Raw genomic sequence first — 16,233 nt, 5'->3', positions numbered from 1 at the left:
TCAGCAGTCCTCGAAGAGTGCGCGGACGAAGCCGCCCGACTGGTAGACGAAGTTCCACGCCCATCCGACGTTGGACAACTCCGTGGGGCTTGCCACGTAGAGGATCTCACCCGGCCAGCATTTGTCGATCACGAAGCGTGCGCGCGCGATGTGCGGGGTGAAGGTCACCACGATGACCTTCTTCCAGTGTTCTGCGGTCGCGCGGCGTGCCAGTTCGCGACCTTCGCCTCGGGTGGTGGCGGGCTTGGGATTGAAGCAGCTGACGACGAAGGTGTAGGTGCCGTTGCACAGGCGGTCCATGTATCCGTCGTTGTCGAATCCGTAGCGCGCGTAGTGCCCGTCCTCGTAGGGGTTGGAGAAGACGACCTGCGGTGCGTACCCCTGCTCGGCCAACGACAGGGCGAATTCTTCCCGGCCGTCGTGGGATCCACCGAGAACGAAGATGGCGTCGGCCTTTTCCGGGGTGTCCTCGTCCGGGTCGACGTACGTGGACCAACCGATCCCGATGAACGCGACCATGGCGACGACGAGGGTCAAGACGACGATCTTGAACGCTCGCAGTACGCGACGCTTCTTCTTCTTCGGTTTGTCGGCGGTGGGTTCAGTCATCGCGGTAGGTGAATGCATCTCGGTAAATCTGCTCCAATTGTGTTGCTACGGTGGCCATGCCGAAATCACGTCCGATGGTGTCATACGCTCGGGCGCCGAATCGGTCACGCTGGGTGTCGTCGGTGACAAGTTCTCGCACTGCCTCCACGAGGGCGCGCTGGGAATCGTCGACGACGATTCCGCTCCCGGTGCGCGAGATTTCGGGCGCCAGGCCGCAGCTGTCCGTCACGACAACGGGGAGCCCGACGGACATCGCCTCGAGCACAGACATGGGATATGGCTCGTCCACCGACGGAAGCACGTACACCGACGCCCGTCGCATCCGAGCGAGCGTTTCGTCCGGGGACGCGGCGCCCTCCCACGAGATCGACTCGGAGTGTCCGCTCGCGTCGATGGCATCGCGTACGGCGCCGCCTTCGCCTTCGTCCGGTCCGACCAGGGTGAAACGAGCATTCACGCCCTGATCGAGCAACTCGCGCGCCATGGCCACGAACATCAGGGGCCGTTTGCGCTCCTGCAGACGCGCGAGGAACAGCACCTCCGGCGGCGTGGTGCGCAGAGTGGGATCCACGGTGTTCTCCGGTACGCCGTTCCTCACCCAGTGCAGGATCGAACGATCTTCTTGCGCAACCGATACGAGGTCGGTGTGTTCGCGCTCGGTGAGGTACAACCCGGCCGCAGCGCGGTGGAGAACCGGTCTGGTCAGGAACGCGTCGAGCGGGCGGGCCAGCAGTTTGTCCGTGGCATCGATCATCCCGTGGGTCTGCACCACGAGGCCGAGTCCCAGCATCGACGCCAGCCGCGCCATCGGCATGGTCACCAGATCGCGGGCCAGATGGACGTGAACCACGTCGAAATTCTTCCGGTGGGACAGGAACCAGCGAACCATCGCGGGACTGCTCAACCCGGCGAAACCGGTCTTGGGGATGACCTGCCGCGCGGGGAACAACCGAAGCGGCACCCCGTCCTGCTCGGTGGGAGGCTGCCGGTACCCGGAGGTGCCGGCGACGACGGTGACGTCGTGGCCGAGTTCGGCGAGTGCGCGTGACTGGTTGATCGCGACGCGAACCGGACCGCCGAACGAACCCGCCGGAGTCACCAGGGTGACCACCTGAAGAATTCTCATGGTCTCTTGTCTGCTGTCGGCGCGAGGACCGTCGCGCCCGGCGCCACGTCCCGAGTCACCAGCGCGTTGGCGCCGACGACGGCGTCCGCGCCGACGGTGACACCGCGTAAGACCGTGGCGCGCACAGCAATCCACGCTCCGTCGTCCACGACGATCGGTGCGTTGTCGAACTCGAACGTCGGTGAGCGGCGGTCGTGGCTCCCGGTGCAGAGGAGAGCCGCCTGCGACACGCACACGTCGGAACCGATGGTGACGGGTTCGAGGTTGAGAATCCAGACGTCCTCGCCGATCCACGAGTCTGCTCCGACCGTCAACTTCCACGGCCAGTGGATACGCACTCGGTGACGAATGAGGGCGTTGTCGCCGATCGTTGCGCCGAAGGCACGAAGTATCGCCACGCGTAGCGCCAGGGGGCACCACCACCGGGTCACGACGAGGCCGGAGATCAGCATCCACAGCGCCTGAGTCAGTTTTCCTCGGCCCTTGTCGTATCCGGCGCCGGTGAAGCCGGCGAGCGAGCGACGGGCTGGAGTCGTATGCACGTCGCTCACGCTAGTGCAGGACGCTGGATCGAGGACTGCAGGCGAACTGCGCTGTCAAAGCGCATGAGCGGGGATCGAAACCGCCGGCTGCGGCACGTCCACCTCGGCGTCGAACACCTCGGCCACAGTCGTGAGGATTCGGCTCGCCACGGTGCCGCGCAGGTCGCGGTGGTACAGCGAGTGATCGCCCTCGGCGTAGACGTCGACATGGGGATCGGATCCGCGTGCGCGCAGGCGGCGCAGCCCGGACTCTCCCCGCTGAATCCGAAAATGGTCGACGTCTTCCGGCGACAACATGACCTCGACCCGAATGTCCTTGGACAGCAACGAGTCGAGCATCGTCTCGGGCACCTCGATGACGCCCGCAGAACCCATCGCGCGCCACACCGGGTACGGAATCTTCTTCGCCGCGGTGCGACCTGCGTTGCGCACCCGCTTGGCGACGACGAACAGCCCGGAGGCCACCTTGGAATTCATGGCGGTCACGTTGGCCGCCTTGACCGGCAGACGCTTGCGCTTGAGCGACCAGGCGACGGTGTTGACCAAAACCACCGCGGCAGCCCCGAACCGATCCGCCGCGTACGCCGAATGCCACGATCCGGAGCACATGCCGACGTGGAGGGTGCGGGTGGCGGGCACGTCGAGGGAGCCCACGATGCCGGCCACGTCCTCGCGCGCCTTGACCGACATCGGTGAGGTGCTCTCGTTGTGCGCGACCGTCTCGCTGTCGCCTGTGCCACGACGGTCGAATCGGATCGCTCCGACGCTCGTGGTGGCGATCCGACGAGCGGACTCCACCCACAGCCGAACCGGCCCGATCCGGTGTTCGCTGGCAGTGCCGTGCATGACGACCTGCGCATCGCAATCGCTGCGCGACTCGACATGAGTGCTGATCGCGAGAAGTTGTTCGGGGCCTCGATACTCGATGGACTCGTACACCTCGACACCGTCCGGACGGACGTGCACGCGGGCGGTGTCCCACCGACGTGGGGTGACGTCCGACGTTCCGGCGCCCTGATGCTTCGAGATCCACCGCGCGAGGTGATCGACCGTTCCGGTCGGCACCGAGAAGACGAAGCTCGGGGGATTGACGAATGCGTTCTGGCTCGGCGCAACGTCGAGTTCGGCGTTCGTCGCCTCCACCAACTTGCGGACCGGTCGTGAGTCCAGTTCCTCGGGACGGACGAGACAGAGGACAGGCGCTGCAGCGGTGGCGATGTCGTCCGCTGCGATGCGCAGGGACTCCAAGTGCGCGGCGCTGGTCGGGTCGAACACCGCGCCGAGAATCGAGACGGACTCGTCGGAGGGGTCGTCGTCGCCGATCGTCATCTTGTAGAGAGCGCGCTGCTCGCGCATGTAACTGCGGCCGGACAGAACGGGATCCCACAGCACGACCGATTCGAGGTGGCCGACGGACGCCGCAACCTGCGAGGCGAGGAGGGCGCCGGCCCGAAGGCCGACCAGGGAGACGCGGTCGGCGCCGGCGGCGCGGACGTAGTCGACGGCCTGCGCGATGCTGCTTGTCCAGCCGGCGACGGCCTCGGGGTCGAGCTGGTCGCCGGACGAGTCGCCCTGGCCGCGGTAGTCGAACCGAAGAACCATCAGACCGGCCGCCGCCAGCCGCTCGGCGAGCTGCCGCATGCCGCGATACGTGGTGATGTGCTCCTTGCCGAGTGGGGCGCAGAGGACTGCGGCGCCGCGCGCTCGACCCGAGGCCGGAACGTGAACGCTGCCGAACAGCGGCGCGTCGGTGGAGCCGAACCACGTTTCGAACGTGGTGACCGCTTGGTCGGAGCTGGGGTGTGCCGGTTCGTTGGCGAACTCGGCTGTGCGGTGGGTCGACAAGACCGGGCGCAAGTAGGTGACGCCGCGCCTGCCGGTGGCGAAATCTGTCACGGGATCCTCCCCTGGAACTGCCCCGACGGCGTAGACATGAGCGCGTGACGCCGTGGTGACAACGACAACGCACAAAGTCCGATTAGAACGTACATAACATACTACAGGTATGGTTTTACGGTCAATCCGGACATCGCGAACCGACTGGACCGTTGCGGACGGGCCCCCGGTCGGGAACGTTCGGCGCGCTTGACAGTCGTGCGACGAGGCAAAACAATCGGCCCCACTACATCAGGAGGCACTCGTGACGTCACCACCGTTGGATGCAGACCGAAGCGGACATGTTCCGCTGGTCAGGGTGCCCCGGACGGATCGGTTCGAACCGCACCCGATTCATCGGTCGGAGCGAATCTGGTCCGAGACGAACTGCTACGTGGATCTGTGGATCGAGGTGCTCCATGCGCTCGGAGCGGATCCGGTTCCAGCCACCGCCTTCGTTCTCAGTGCCGATTTCGACGGGCGGCAGTGGGACTTCGTGAAGTTCCAGCCGGAGGATCTGCGGGTCCTCTACGGCGTCGACGTGGCCGAGCAGAACATCTGGAAGCCGTTCGCCGATCAGGTAGCGGAAAATCTGGACGACGGTGTCATGTCGACCGTCGAGGTGGACGGGTTCTATCTCCCCGACACCGAGGGCACCAGCTACCGCAACGAGCACACGAAGACCACCGTCGTCCCGATCGTGCTCGACGCCGCCGGGGAGCGCATGGAGTACTTCCACAACAGCGGTTACTACGGGCTCGAGGGCGAGGACTTCCGCGGCGCCCTCGCGATCGGGGACGTCGAGCGAAACTCGCTTCCTCCCTACATCGAACGCATTCGCATCGACCGTGATCGGCTGGGACGGGGGGCAACCGACGACGACCGCGACCTCGACGTCATCCGGTCGCACGTCCGACGCCGACCGACATCGAATCCCGTTGCCCGACTGGGTGAACGAATTCGAGGCGACGTCGAGTGGGTGCGTCAGGCCGGTCCGGAGCAGTTCCATCTGTGGTCCTTCGGAACCCTGCGTCAGTGCGGAGCAACCGCCGAACTCGCCGCCGACGTGGCCGCGTATCTGGAGGCGCGAGGCGTGCACGGAGCCGGGGCCGCTCAGGACGCGTTCCGCGAGGTGGCCACCGGTGCCAAGTCGGTTCAGTTCAAGATGGCACGCGCAGCGCGGGGTCGCGCCGTGTCCGTCGACGAGTCCCTCGATTCGATGGCTTCCGCATGGGCCGACGGAATGGCTGTCATAGCATCTGCGGTGTGACAACCCCGTTCGGCTCCTGGTCCGTTACCGCAACGCCGGCGGGTGCCTCAACTGTCCCGTCCGACGTCGCGACGCAATGGTCGGACGCGACCGTGCCCGGAACGGTCGCGTCGAGTTCGCTCGACGTGTCGACCGACGACCTCGACGCGCTCGACTTCTGGTACCGCGGTCGACTGACGGTGCCGGAGGGGAGTTGGCAGCTCCAATTCGACGGGCTGGCAACACTTTCCGAAGTCTATCTCGACGGCAAACCGGTCGCCGCCTCGACGTCCATGTTCGTACCGGTTCGCATCGACGTGCCGGCGGGCGAGATCACGGTCGACATCGCGTTCCGCTCGCTCGATGCGCACCTGTCCAAGCGCAGACCCCGCGGCCGGTGGCGGTCGTCGATGACCGATCGGCAGGGGTTGCGATGGGTGCGTACCTCCATGCTCGGGCGCGCTCCCGTGTTTTCCGGTGCGCCTGCGATCGTCGGGCCGTTCCGCCCGGTGCGTCTCGTTCGTCGCCAAACCAACGATGTTCGCGTGTGGGGGGAGTGGGCGGACGGCACCGCTGTACTTCACGTCGCCGGCGAGGCGTCGTCGCCCGTGTCCGTCACGGTCGACGGGACCGTGTTCGATGTCCCGGTCGCAGACGACGGTCGGGTGAATCACGAGTTCGTCGTCGACAGCGCGCGTCCGTGGTGGCCGCACACGCACGGTGAGCCCGTCGTGTATTCGGTTGATGTCGACGGTATTTCGACCACGGTCGGGTTCCGGTCCGTCGCGCTCGACCCGGCGTCGGGGACCGTGTCCGTCAACGGCGATCCGGTCTTCTGCCGCGGTGGTTGCTGGGTTCCGCTCGATCCGGTGAGCGTGCAGAACGATCCGACCGCGCTGCGAGCGGCCCTGGTGGCTGTGCGGGACGCTGGGCTGAACATGATTCGCCTGACCGGCACGATGATCTACGAGGACGACGCCTTCTTCGCCGCCTGTTCGGCGCTGGGCATTCTGGTGTGGCAGGACGTGATGTTCGCGACCGTCGACCCACCCGACGACCCGGTGTTCGTCGCCGACACCCTCGACGAGGTACGACATCTGCTGCGCAGCAGGGTCAACGAGCCGTGTCTCGCGGTTCTGAGCGGGGGCAGCGAGACCTATCAACAGCCGACGATGCTGGGCCTCGACGCCGACTCGTCTCGAATTACGTTGCTGGACGCCGACATTCCAGCCGTCGCGGCCGAGCTGGCGCCGGGGTTGCCGTACGTTCCGTCCTCGCCGTCCGGCGGTGACCTGCACACGCACGTCGGATCCGGAGTCGCCCACTACTTCGGGATCGGCGGGTACCTGCGGCCGCTGTCCGACGTCCGCAGCGCCGGCGTGCGCTTCGCCGCCGAATCGTTGGCGTTCGCCGTCCCGCCCGAGCGCAGGGCCGTCGACAGCTGGTTCGGGTCGGCGGCCGCAGCCGGCCACACTCCGGGCTGGAAGGCGGCGGTGCCACGCGATCGCGGATCGTCGTGGGACTTCGAGGACGTCCGGGACCACTACGTGCGCACGGTGTTCGAGGTGGAGCCGAGTTCGGTGCGCCGAGACGATCCGGAGTACTACCTCGATCTCGGGCGCGCCGTGATCTGCGAGGCGGTCACCGAGTCGTACGGGCACTGGCGAGGGTCACGCTCGCACTGTGCGGGTGCTCTGGTCCTGACGTTGCGTGATCTCGAACCCGGTGCAGGATGGGGGTTTTCGGATTCGGCAGGATCGCCCAAGGCGCCGTGGTTCGCCCTCGCGCGTGCGAGCGCACCGGTCGCTCTTCTGGTCACCGACGGCGGCATGGACGGCTACCGGATCGACGCGGTCAACGACACGGCGCGCGACTTGGTGGGCGAACTGCACGTGCGGGCGTTCACCGGCGCCGGTGTGGCGGCAGCGGAAGGATCCACCCCCGTGACTGTCGCTGCCCGCTCGACGGTGGCGACGACGGCGGACGCGGTGATCGGCCGCTTCACCGACCTGTCGCATGCGCACCGCTTCGGCGCTCGTACCTTCGACGCCGTCGAGACCACACTCGTCGTCGACGGACAGGTTGTCGCACACGATGTTCGGGTGGTGGGCGGTCCCGCGCTGCCCCGTCAGAACACAGTCGGCCTCACCGCAGTCGCCCGAGAGGCCGACGGGATGTGGACCCTCGACGTGGGAGCGGAGTACACCGCGCAGTACGTCTGTGTCGACATCGACGGGTTCGTGCCCTCCGACTCGTGGTTCCATCTCGCGCCCGGTGCGACTCAAACGGTGCGGTTAAACCCAGTGAGCGCCGGTAGAAAGCCGAGCGGCCACGTGCGCGCGCTCAATGCGGTTGCACGTGGCCGAGTGACCGTCGAAAACTAGACCCGAAGGCTTGCCGGCCACTTGCCGGTGTCGAGCCCGTGGGTGCGGAACAGCGCGAGCGCGATGCGCTCCATGCCGAACCCGACACAGGCGCTGTGCGCCTCCTCGCCGTCGGGCGTCGAAATACCGAACGTGTGCCCGAAGTGGTCGCGGTGGCAGTTGCACGACACGACGGCAGTGCCCTCGTCCAGATCTCCGTACAGGCGCACCACGAGTTCGGTCTTGAGGTTCTCGTTGCGCTGATTGGCGGCGAGCATCCGGCCGGCCCGACCGAAGAACGGGTCGTTCGCGATGACGGGTGTTGCGTCCAAGCCGAGGTCGGTCAGGACCGACATGCCGCGCTCGATCCACGATTCACGATGCGACACCGCCTGATCCGGGGTGCCGACCTGCACGAACTCGTGCATCCGGAACGCCTGCATGCGAGCGGGATCGATGGCCGGTTCGTGCCGGAAGCAGTACCCGTAGATGTCCATGGTGACGCCCCCGTCGGGGAGCGTTCCGGTGAGCATCGAGTACGACGGGTGGCACGCGGCCGAGACGAGCATGGTCCCGGCGGACTCGAGGTGGTGATCCCAGTCCTTGCCCTCCGACCGGTCGGCCAACAGCGACGCGTGCGCCTTGTTGTCGCCGCCGAACGTGTTGATCGCACCGGTGAGGTTCGGGAACGACGCGATGTAGTCGGTCTTCTCGAACGACTCGCGAGGAAAGACGGGCGGAAAGCGGAAGCGTCGCAACGACTTTCCGTGAGCCGCCTGACCAGCTGCGCGTACGCGAGTGTCGATCAGTTCGATGACGTCCTCGAACTCGCCGGAGCGGCCGTAGAGTCCGTCGATCGAGCTGGGGACGAGCAGTCCGGCGTCGACAAGCTGTGCTTGGAAGTCTGCGCGGGCGGTGTCGAGATCGGTCACCGGCCGAGCGTCGGTGACGGACATCAGATCCCCTTGTAGACCAGGGCGAGCTGGGCGTTGTGGCCTAGGATTCGCTCGTTGCTCACCATGATGGCCGACCCGTGAGAGTCACGCAGATGGCGGCTCATACGCAGTTCGCTGTCTTCGCGGTAACCGGCGATGCCGCAGATGAGCAGCGCCCGACCGACGATGTCGATCAGTAGATCCGACGCCGTGACCTTGACGTTGTTGATCGAGAGCGCGAACCCGATGGAGTTGAGCTGATCGGGATCGTCGGCGATCGAATCGAACTTGTGGGCCGCGGTGAACACGGTGTCCGAGAGCTGCTGGTGCACGACGAGCAGCTCGGCAAGACGGGCTGCCGAGGGCGGTGTGGTGCCCGGGTTCTTGCGAGCCAGCTTCTGAACCGACTTGCGCGCCTTGCGAACTGCGGCGTCGGCGATACCGAGCCAGGCACCGCCCCACATGACGTGAGCGGTGGGAAGCATGGTGCGAGCGGAGATGTCGCTGTAGCTGTCGCTGAGCACGCAGTCACGATCACCCGATGCCCGCAGCATGAAGCCGGGGCTGCAGGTGCCGCGGAAGCCCATGGTGTCCCACGTGCCGGTCTTCTGCAGAGTGATGTCCTCGCGGCGGCAGACCACCAGGACCTGATCGCTCGGTGCACTGTCGACGTTGCGACGCGCGGTGGCCAGGATGGCGTCGGCGTACTCGCCGTACGAGATCACCGGTGCGTTCTTGGTCAGCGTGAAGCGGTCACCGTCGTATTCGACAGCGCAGCCGCTCGAACGAACGTCCCCGCCGATGTTGATCTCGGTGGTCGCCGATGCGACGAGGGGCTGGGTCTGCACCATCTCGTGCAAAAAGTCGCGCACGGCGGCGTGGGACTGGCCGTGCCGAACGAGGCTCAGCACCTGAATGTGGTGCATCGCGAAGATCATCGCGGTCGATGCGCACTCTGCGCCCAGCGCCCGTGCGATGTTGGTGAGCTCGGTGAGCGTCATGTTGCCGCCGCCGTAGGACGCGGGAACCGACGCGGCCAGCAGACCCGCGGAGCGCAGTGCCTGGACGGACTCGGCTGGGAAGCGGGCTTCCCGATCGACGAGTTCGGCGTTGCTTCGTACGACGGCCAAGACCTCGTCGAGGGAGGCGGCGACAGCGGTTTCGGCGATCGAGGCTGTGGCGTCGATCGTGTTGTCGAGAATGCTCATGTCGATCACGCCAGCTGCGCGACGGCGTCGGCGATTGCGGAGATGCTGGCGAAGGTGGCCTTCTGCAGCAGACGATCGGGGAACTCGATGTCGAATTCGTCCTCGAGGGCGATCATCACGTTCACGCTCGCGTGAGATGTGAGGCCCTGGTCGTAGAGATCGTCCTCGTCGCCGATGGTGGCAACCGACAGCTTTCCGTACTTGCCGATGACCTCTCGGATGCGATCGACGTCGTCGGCGGTCAGGGTGTTCATCTAGGTGCCCTCCAGGTGTGTGGCGCGTTGACTGGACGAGGCCGTGGCGGCAATGACCACCGACCGATCCTGAACAGGTCACGCGTTTACATGGTCCCCGGACCCGTTCCAAACATTACACAAGTTTGTTTTGCGAAGCTACATCGGTCCGTTCGTCTGTTACTTCGTGGCCCAGTCGATGTTCGTTACGGATCTCACACCGAGTGCCGTCCACCTGACGATTTCGCCCTGCCGCCGCCCAGAGGCCGCGCCAGAAGCACCGCGATGCCCGTGGTCAACGGCACCGACAACGCGAGCGCAACGCCGCCCACACAGGACCGCACGATCTCGATCGCGACGGCGTCTCCGGTGAGCACGGTGCCGATCGATCGCCCCGCGACGCTGAACAGAAGCAGCAGCGGCAGCGCGCCACCGGCATAGGCCAGGACCAGCGTGTACACCGTGCTGGCGATGTGATCGCGGCCCACGCGCATCGCGGAACCGAAGATGGACCGCCGCGAGGCGTCCTCGTCGAGCGCCGCCAGCTCGAAGGCGGCGGACGCCTGAGTGATCGTGACGTCGTTGAGCACGCCCAACGACCCGATGATGAAACCGGCCAGCAGGAGCCCGGTGATGCTCACCTGACCGATGTAGGCCTGGACGTTGGTGTTCTGCTCCTCGGAGAACCCGGTCACCCTGGTGGCTCTGATCGCGAGGTCGGACAGCAGCGCGGCCAGTCCCATCGACACGATCGTGCCCAGCAGGGCGGAGCTGGTGCGCAGGTTCACTCCGTGGGCCAGGTAGAGGACGCAGTAGAGGATCACCGTGCCGCCGATGAGCGCGACGAGCAGCGCCGACGACCCGGCGAGAATCGCCGGCAACATGAAACCGACCAGCACCGCGAGGGCGACGCCGATGCCCAGGAGCGCACGCAGTCCCCGCCATCGCGCGACCGCGACGATCACCACGGCGAAGATCAGACCGACGACGAGAAGCGGCGTGCCGCGGGTGTAATCGTCGAACGCATACTGCGGGCTACCCGACGAGTCCTCGCCGCGCACCAGTCGAATTTCGTCGCCCACACGCAGGTCGGGCGCACCGGGGCCGGGGGAGATCTCGAGAAGCGTCGATGTGCCCGCGTTCGTGCCGGTGTCGATGCGCACGATGCTGCGCTGGCACTCGTACGCCGCATCCACCGGTGGAGTCGGGTTGCCCGTGAAAACCTTTCCGGCCGAGGGGCTTCCGCATGCTCCGAGGTCCTGGAGGGTGACGGTTCCGCTCTCCGTCGCGGCGACGCCACCGCTCTGCGTCTGGAACGGGAGGGGGACGGCGATGTCCTGCTTCGCGGGCCACAACAACGCAACTCCGACGATCGCCGCGATGCCGACGACGGTGAGGATTCCGACAACGATGCGGGAGGCGACAGGACCGACGGGGATTGGCCCGGTTCCGTGGGAATGGCTGTGGTCCACGGCGTCGAGAGTAGTGGGAGCCAGAAGATATGTGCGAAAGGCGGTGGCGGGGAAGCAGGGGGGGTGTCCCCCGCCACCTTCCGAACGCGCCGCCGGGGGGTGGCGTCGCGGTCGGTGCTTTCGAGCACGCGTGGTGCTAGGTACGAAGGTACTCCTCTCGAGCCGATTTTTTTGTATCGGACCCCAGGACTACGGTCGCGGTATGTGTGGAGTCACATGAATTGCTGAATTTCGGCGCGAATCGAGCCCCCGAGATCGGGATCGATGAACGACGCGTCGACGGCATTCATCGCCAAAGTGGCCACGGTGCGTCGGTCGAGGCCCATCTCCAGAGCCGCCCGATATTCGCGAGTGAGGTCCGTTCCGAACATCGACGGGTCGTCGCTGTTGAGGGTGACGAGCAGTCCGGCGTCGATCATGGCGGGCAGGGGATGGTCCCTGATGTCTCGAACCATGCGGGTCCGGACGTTCGACGTGGGTGACACGTCGATCGGAATACGGTGTTCGCGAACATGATCCACCAACGCGGGGTCCTGCATCACGGCTATCCCGTGTCCGATCCGCTCCGCGCCGAGGTCGCGGATGGCCGACCACACCCGGTCCGGACCTTCGGTTTCGCCGGCGTGAGGAACGCTGTGCAGGCCGGCGTCGATCGCGCGACGGAACACGGGGCCGAACGGATCGCGGGGCACCTCGATGCCCCCGATACCGAAGGCGACGACGGAGTCGCGGCGGTCGGCGAGCACCGCGTCGAGCGTGCGGTTCGCCGCGTCCAGTCCGAAGTCACCCGGAAAGTCGGGAATCCAGCGGACGACGACGCCGCTGTCGCGCTCGGCCCTGATTCGGCCGTCCTCGATACCGTCGAACACCACGGAGGCGTCGACACCGCGCATCAGGTGACCGAAGAGCGACACGTGCATCTCGGCGTAGCGCGTGTTGTGCGTCGCCAGCGCGGTGATGCTGTCGTACGCGAGCCGTGAGAAGTCGTCCTCGTCGATCAGGGTCGTGATCGATTTCAGGTAGACCTCGATGAAATGCGGAAAATCCCGGAACTCGAACCACTCACGCAGACCGGCTTCGTCGACCGGAAAACCCTCCAGGCCGTGCTTGTCCACCAGCGCGCGAAGCGTACTGGGCCACATGGACCCCTCGAGGTGAACGTGAAGTTCGACTTTCGGCAGGGCCGCGACGAATTCGGCGTCGTTCACTGCGAGTACGAGGAGAGGAAGTTGCCGAACCGCTCGATGGCGGTGGCGAGGTCACGAGCCCACGGGAGCGTCACGATGCGTAGATGATCGTGGTCGGGCCAGTTGAAGCCCGTGCCCTGCACCACGAGGATCTTCTCCTGCAGCAGCAGGTCCTGGACGAGTTTCTCGTCGTTGTGGATCTCGTGCACCTCGGGGTCGAGGCGGGGAAAGGCATACAGCGCGCCACGCGGTTTCACGCAGGAGACGCCCGGGATCTCGTTGAGCTTCGACCATGCGACGTCACGCTGTTCGAGCAGGCGGCCGCCGGGAAGAATCAGGTCCTCGATGCTCTGGTGACCGCCCAGTGCCACCTGAATCGCGTGCTGCGCAGGAACATTGGGGCACAGACGAGTCGACGCCATCAGGTTGATGCCCTCGATGAACCCCGCCGCGTGATCGGTCGGGCCGGTGATGACGAGCCAGCCCGACCGGTAGCCGGCAACGCGATACGCCTTGGAGAGACCGTTGAACGTCAGGCACAGCAGGTCCGGCGCGAGCGTGGCCAGCGAGATGTGCTCGGCGTCGTCGTAGAGAATTTTGTCGTAGATTTCGTCCGCCAACAGGAGCAACTGATGCTTGCGGGCCAGGGCGACGAGACGGGTCAGCACGTCCTTCGAGTACACCGCGCCCGTCGGGTTGTTCGGGTTGATCACGACGAGGGCTTTCGTCCGGTCGGTGATCTTCGATTCGATGTCGTCGATGTCGGGGTTCCAGTCGTTCCCCTCGTCACACAGGTAGTGCACCGCCTTGCCGCCGGCGAGGGTCGTCATCGCCGTCCACAGAGGGTAATCCGGCGCGGGGATGAGCACCTCGTCGCCGTCGTTGAGCAGGGCCTGCATCGTCATCGTGATGAGCTCGGAGACGCCGTTACCCAGATACACGTCGTCGACGTCGAATTCGGGGAAGTTCGGGACCAGCTCGTACCGGGTGACCACGGCGCGACGAGCGGAGATGATCCCCTTGGATTCGGAGTAGCCCTGCGCGAACGGCAGCGACGCGATCATGTCCCGAACGATGACGTCGGGTGCCTCGAAGCCGAACGGCGCAGGGTTACCGATATTGAGCTTGAGAATCCGATGGCCCTCGGCCTCGAGCCGGGCGGCGTGAGCGTGCACCGGGCCACGAATTTCGTACAGAACGTTCTGGAGCTTCTCGGACTGCTCGAAGACGCGGGGGACGCGGTGGTGAGGATGCGCCACCCCGGAGTTCGCTGTCCCGGAGTTCGCCGTCCCGGAGTTGGCAGTCTCGGTGTCTGTCGTCTCTGTGCTCACGCGACCCATGATTCCACCCGCTGTCCACCGGTTTACTCGTTGGCCTCCACGACGTCGGACAGCCGCTCGGCGTCGTCACGCTTGTCGTCGGCCTCCTCGGCCTTGGCAGCGGCTTTCTTCAGAACCTTTTTCTGCGGTTCTTCGCGGTCCTGTTTCTCGCGCTCGACCTCGTCCAGCAGTGCCTCACGCTCGGCTTCTGCTGCGTCGATGCGTGCGTCGGCGATCTTGTCGGCCCGATCCTGCTCGGCTTCCATCTTCTCGGTCGCCTTGCGCCCGGCGTCGATCTTGTCCGCGATCTCGTCGTCGGCCGCCTTGGCGATCTTGTCGGCCGCGTCCTTGCGAGCCTTCTCGGCCTTTGCCTTCGCGGCGGCTTCGGTTTGCTCCTTGTCCGCCTTGGCCTGTGCGCGAAGTCGCTGTGCCTCCAGGTCGAGCGCGACGGCCCGTGCGCGATCTCGCGCGGCGCTGCGCATCGCTTCGCCGCGCTTGCTCAGATCGGCGTCGCCCAGCACTGCTCCGACCACGCCGTCCACGGTGCCCGCGACCTGCTCGTATCCCACCCGTGCGGGGTTCTCGGAGTCCATCTGCCTGATGACCTTGGCCTCGAGTACCTCCCACGGGAGGCGGACGATGGTGTACTGCAGCCGCAGGATGCGACGGGGGAGGCTCAGCGCGCTCATTCGGTTCCTTCGATCTTCTCTTCGGCGTTCTTTCGGGCTTCCTCGGCGCGACGTTCGAGTGCGTCGGCCTTTGCCTTCGCGTCCGCGTAGTCCTTGGTGGCAGCGTCGATCTCCTCGGACGCGCTCAGTTCCTCGTCGTGTCGATCCACGACTGCTTCTTCCATCTTGCGGACGCTCGCATTCTCCGCGGCGACGCGGCCGAGTTCGGCGGACTGCATGGCCCGCGCCTCGGCGGCACGCTTCTGTTCGAGCCGGTCGTTCTGCGCGGCAGCCTCGTTGGCGTCGGTGATGTCCTCGACCGACTGCCTGGCGTCCTCGGCGTCCTTCTCCGCTTCCGCGAGATTCTGATTTGCTTCCTCTGCCTGCACGGCCGCTGCGGTTTCCTCGGCTTCGGCCTCGCGGCGCAACGTCACTTCTGCCTGCTGGGCTCGTCCCTCTTCGGCCAAGTTGTCCTTGCCGGTGATCGCGCCGAACACCTCCTTGGCGCGCCCCTTGACCTTTTCCGCGATGTCCTGTCGTGCCTGCTGTGCTGGTCCGTCCTGGGTCATACGGCTCGGATACCCGAAGAGGCGACGGGCAAACGAGTCATAATGGATCCCATGTGCGGTCGCTACGCCAACACCCGATCCGACGCCGACCTGACGTCGATGTTCGACATAGCGTTGGCGCTCGACGACGAACTGCCGCCCAACTACAACGTGGCTCCGACGAACCCGGTGCGGATCGTGCTCGACCGTGTCCTGAAGGATCACCCAGACGACCCTCCTGTTCGCCAATTACGAACGGCGCGTTGGGGTTTGATCCCGTCGTGGGCCAAGGATCGGAAGATCGGGGCGCGCATGATCAATGCCCGGTCCGAGTCCGTGACCGAGAAGCCCGCGTTCAAGAAGGCCGCGACGTCGCGGCGGTGCATCGTGCCCGCGGACGGCTACTACGAGTGGGAGAAGCGAGACGGCGCCAAGGTGCCGTACTTCCTGCACGGCGACGACGATGTGCTCGCCATGGCGGGGCTGTACGAGTTCTGGCGCGACTCGGCGTCGGGTGAGTGGGTGGTGTCGTGCACGGTGCTGACGACGTCGGCCACCGACTCGCTCGGTCACATTCACGACCGCTCCCCGGTGATCGTTCCTGCCGATCTGCGGACGCAGTGGCTCGATCCGACACTGCCGGATGCAGAGGAGTTGTTGCGCTCCATCCCCGAGCCCACCCTCGAGCCGTACGAGGTGAGCAGCGCGGTGAACAGCGTGCGCAACAACGGGCCGGAGTTGTTGGCGCCGGTGTGAGGTTGTTCGAGAGCCTTCTGCGTGTTCGCGAGCCCTGTAGGGCAATCGAGCCTGTAAACGGCACTCGAACACATCGAAACACGGCTCGGCCGGGCAAGATCACCCGCATTCGCGTCACGTTCGACGCGACCGACTTTCGCTAG

At 65.9% G+C, this 16,233-nt stretch carries 15 protein-coding genes; 3 read left to right on the top strand and 12 right to left on the bottom strand.

The window, feature by feature from the left end; translation table 11 throughout:
• Genes AC59JP_RS10485 through AC59JP_RS10470 form a run of 4 tightly spaced genes read right to left on the bottom strand, consistent with a single transcriptional unit; the run spans position 1 to position 4,173 of the window.
• The gene (locus AC59JP_RS10485; RefSeq protein WP_497325673.1) at positions 1–609 is read right to left on the bottom strand and encodes a YdcF family protein; all 609 of its coding nucleotides are present in this window, start codon (positions 607–609) and stop codon (positions 1–3) included.
• Positions 602–1,735 (bottom strand): glycosyltransferase, encoded by a 1,134-nt coding sequence (locus AC59JP_RS10480; protein WP_497325672.1) that lies wholly within the window; start codon positions 1,733–1,735, stop codon positions 602–604. Before AC59JP_RS10480 ends, AC59JP_RS10485 begins: the two co-directional genes overlap by 8 nt.
• Positions 1,732–2,277: an LbetaH domain-containing protein gene (locus tag AC59JP_RS10475; RefSeq protein ID WP_497325671.1), complete on the bottom strand. Its 546-nt coding sequence runs from the start codon at positions 2,275–2,277 to the stop codon at positions 1,732–1,734. The genes AC59JP_RS10480 and AC59JP_RS10475 overlap by 4 nt, the downstream gene beginning before the upstream one ends.
• Positions 2,278–2,331: 54 nt before the next feature.
• Entirely contained in the window at positions 2,332–4,173 is a 1,842-nt protein-coding gene (locus tag AC59JP_RS10470) for a serine aminopeptidase domain-containing protein (RefSeq protein ID WP_497325670.1), read from the bottom strand.
• Between the two features lie 289 nt (positions 4,174–4,462).
• Here AC59JP_RS10470 and AC59JP_RS10465 point away from each other — a divergent pair, with 289 nt between their 5' ends.
• Together AC59JP_RS10465 and AC59JP_RS10460 are read left to right on the top strand one after the other, a co-directional pair.
• Positions 4,463–5,422, top strand: coding sequence for a DUF1839 family protein (locus AC59JP_RS10465; protein WP_497325758.1), 960 nt, complete (start codon positions 4,463–4,465; stop codon positions 5,420–5,422).
• Positions 5,419–7,785: a glycosyl hydrolase 2 galactose-binding domain-containing protein gene (locus AC59JP_RS10460; RefSeq protein WP_497325669.1), complete on the top strand. Its 2,367-nt coding sequence runs from the start codon at positions 5,419–5,421 to the stop codon at positions 7,783–7,785. Before AC59JP_RS10465 ends, AC59JP_RS10460 begins: the two co-directional genes overlap by 4 nt.
• Here the strand turns inward: AC59JP_RS10460 and AC59JP_RS10455 are convergent.
• The 8 genes from AC59JP_RS10455 to AC59JP_RS10420 form a co-directional block, all read right to left on the bottom strand.
• Positions 7,782–8,720, bottom strand: a complete 939-nt coding sequence (locus AC59JP_RS10455; protein WP_497325668.1) for an amino acid--[acyl-carrier-protein] ligase — start codon at positions 8,718–8,720, stop codon at positions 7,782–7,784. The genes AC59JP_RS10460 and AC59JP_RS10455 overlap by 4 nt on opposite strands.
• The gene (locus AC59JP_RS10450; RefSeq protein ID WP_497325667.1) at positions 8,720–9,907 is read right to left on the bottom strand and encodes an acyl-CoA dehydrogenase family protein; all 1,188 of its coding nucleotides are present in this window, start codon (positions 9,905–9,907) and stop codon (positions 8,720–8,722) included. The genes AC59JP_RS10455 and AC59JP_RS10450 overlap by 1 nt, the downstream gene beginning before the upstream one ends.
• Before the next feature lie 5 nt (positions 9,908–9,912).
• Positions 9,913–10,161: an acyl carrier protein gene (locus AC59JP_RS10445; protein WP_497325666.1), complete on the bottom strand. Its 249-nt coding sequence runs from the start codon at positions 10,159–10,161 to the stop codon at positions 9,913–9,915.
• A 194-nt stretch (positions 10,162–10,355) separates the two neighbouring features.
• A complete protein-coding gene (locus AC59JP_RS10440; protein ID WP_497325665.1) occupies positions 10,356–11,612 on the bottom strand; it encodes a YibE/F family protein in 1,257 nt (418 codons plus the stop codon).
• A gap of 212 nt (positions 11,613–11,824) precedes the next feature.
• Positions 11,825–12,820: an adenosine deaminase gene (gene add, locus AC59JP_RS10435; protein WP_497325664.1), complete on the bottom strand. Its 996-nt coding sequence runs from the start codon at positions 12,818–12,820 to the stop codon at positions 11,825–11,827.
• Positions 12,817–14,058, bottom strand: coding sequence for a pyridoxal phosphate-dependent aminotransferase (locus tag AC59JP_RS10430; RefSeq protein ID WP_497325757.1), 1,242 nt, complete (start codon positions 14,056–14,058; stop codon positions 12,817–12,819). Before AC59JP_RS10430 ends, add begins: the two co-directional genes overlap by 4 nt.
• A gap of 104 nt (positions 14,059–14,162) precedes the next feature.
• Positions 14,163–14,807, bottom strand: coding sequence for a hypothetical protein (locus tag AC59JP_RS10425; protein WP_497325663.1), 645 nt, complete (start codon positions 14,805–14,807; stop codon positions 14,163–14,165).
• Positions 14,804–15,355, bottom strand: a complete 552-nt coding sequence (locus AC59JP_RS10420) for a hypothetical protein (protein WP_497325662.1) — start codon at positions 15,353–15,355, stop codon at positions 14,804–14,806. Before AC59JP_RS10420 ends, AC59JP_RS10425 begins: the two co-directional genes overlap by 4 nt.
• Before the next feature lie 51 nt (positions 15,356–15,406).
• Here AC59JP_RS10420 and AC59JP_RS10415 point away from each other — a divergent pair, with 51 nt between their 5' ends.
• Entirely contained in the window at positions 15,407–16,090 is a 684-nt protein-coding gene (locus AC59JP_RS10415) for an SOS response-associated peptidase (protein ID WP_497325756.1), read from the top strand.
• Positions 16,091–16,233 lie beyond the last annotated feature (143 nt).

The sequence above is a fragment of the Rhodococcus sp. 320_ES genome, assembly GCF_059691855.1.
The sequence above is the reverse complement of the archived record's forward strand: the minus strand, read 5'-3'. Positions and strand labels throughout refer to the sequence as shown.

What these genes read in the sequence shown, in the direction of transcription:
- AC59JP_RS10485 (WP_497325673.1), bottom strand. Translation starts at nt 609, where the DNA reads ATGACTGAACCCACCGCCGACAAACCGAAGAAGAAGAAGCGTCGCGTA.
- AC59JP_RS10480 (WP_497325672.1), bottom strand. Translation starts at nt 1,735, where the DNA reads ATGAGAATTCTTCAGGTGGTCACCCTGGTGACTCCGGCGGGTTCGTTC.
- AC59JP_RS10455 (WP_497325668.1), bottom strand. Translation starts at nt 8,720, where the DNA reads ATGTCCGTCACCGACGCTCGGCCGGTGACCGATCTCGACACCGCCCGC.
- AC59JP_RS10450 (WP_497325667.1), bottom strand. Translation starts at nt 9,907, where the DNA reads ATGAGCATTCTCGACAACACGATCGACGCCACAGCCTCGATCGCCGAA.
- AC59JP_RS10445 (WP_497325666.1), bottom strand. Translation starts at nt 10,161, where the DNA reads ATGAACACCCTGACCGCCGACGACGTCGATCGCATCCGAGAGGTCATC.
- AC59JP_RS10425 (WP_497325663.1), bottom strand. Translation starts at nt 14,807, where the DNA reads ATGAGCGCGCTGAGCCTCCCCCGTCGCATCCTGCGGCTGCAGTACACC.
- AC59JP_RS10420 (WP_497325662.1), bottom strand. Translation starts at nt 15,355, where the DNA reads ATGACCCAGGACGGACCAGCACAGCAGGCACGACAGGACATCGCGGAA.
- AC59JP_RS10415 (WP_497325756.1), top strand. Translation starts at nt 15,407, where the DNA reads ATGTGCGGTCGCTACGCCAACACCCGATCCGACGCCGACCTGACGTCG.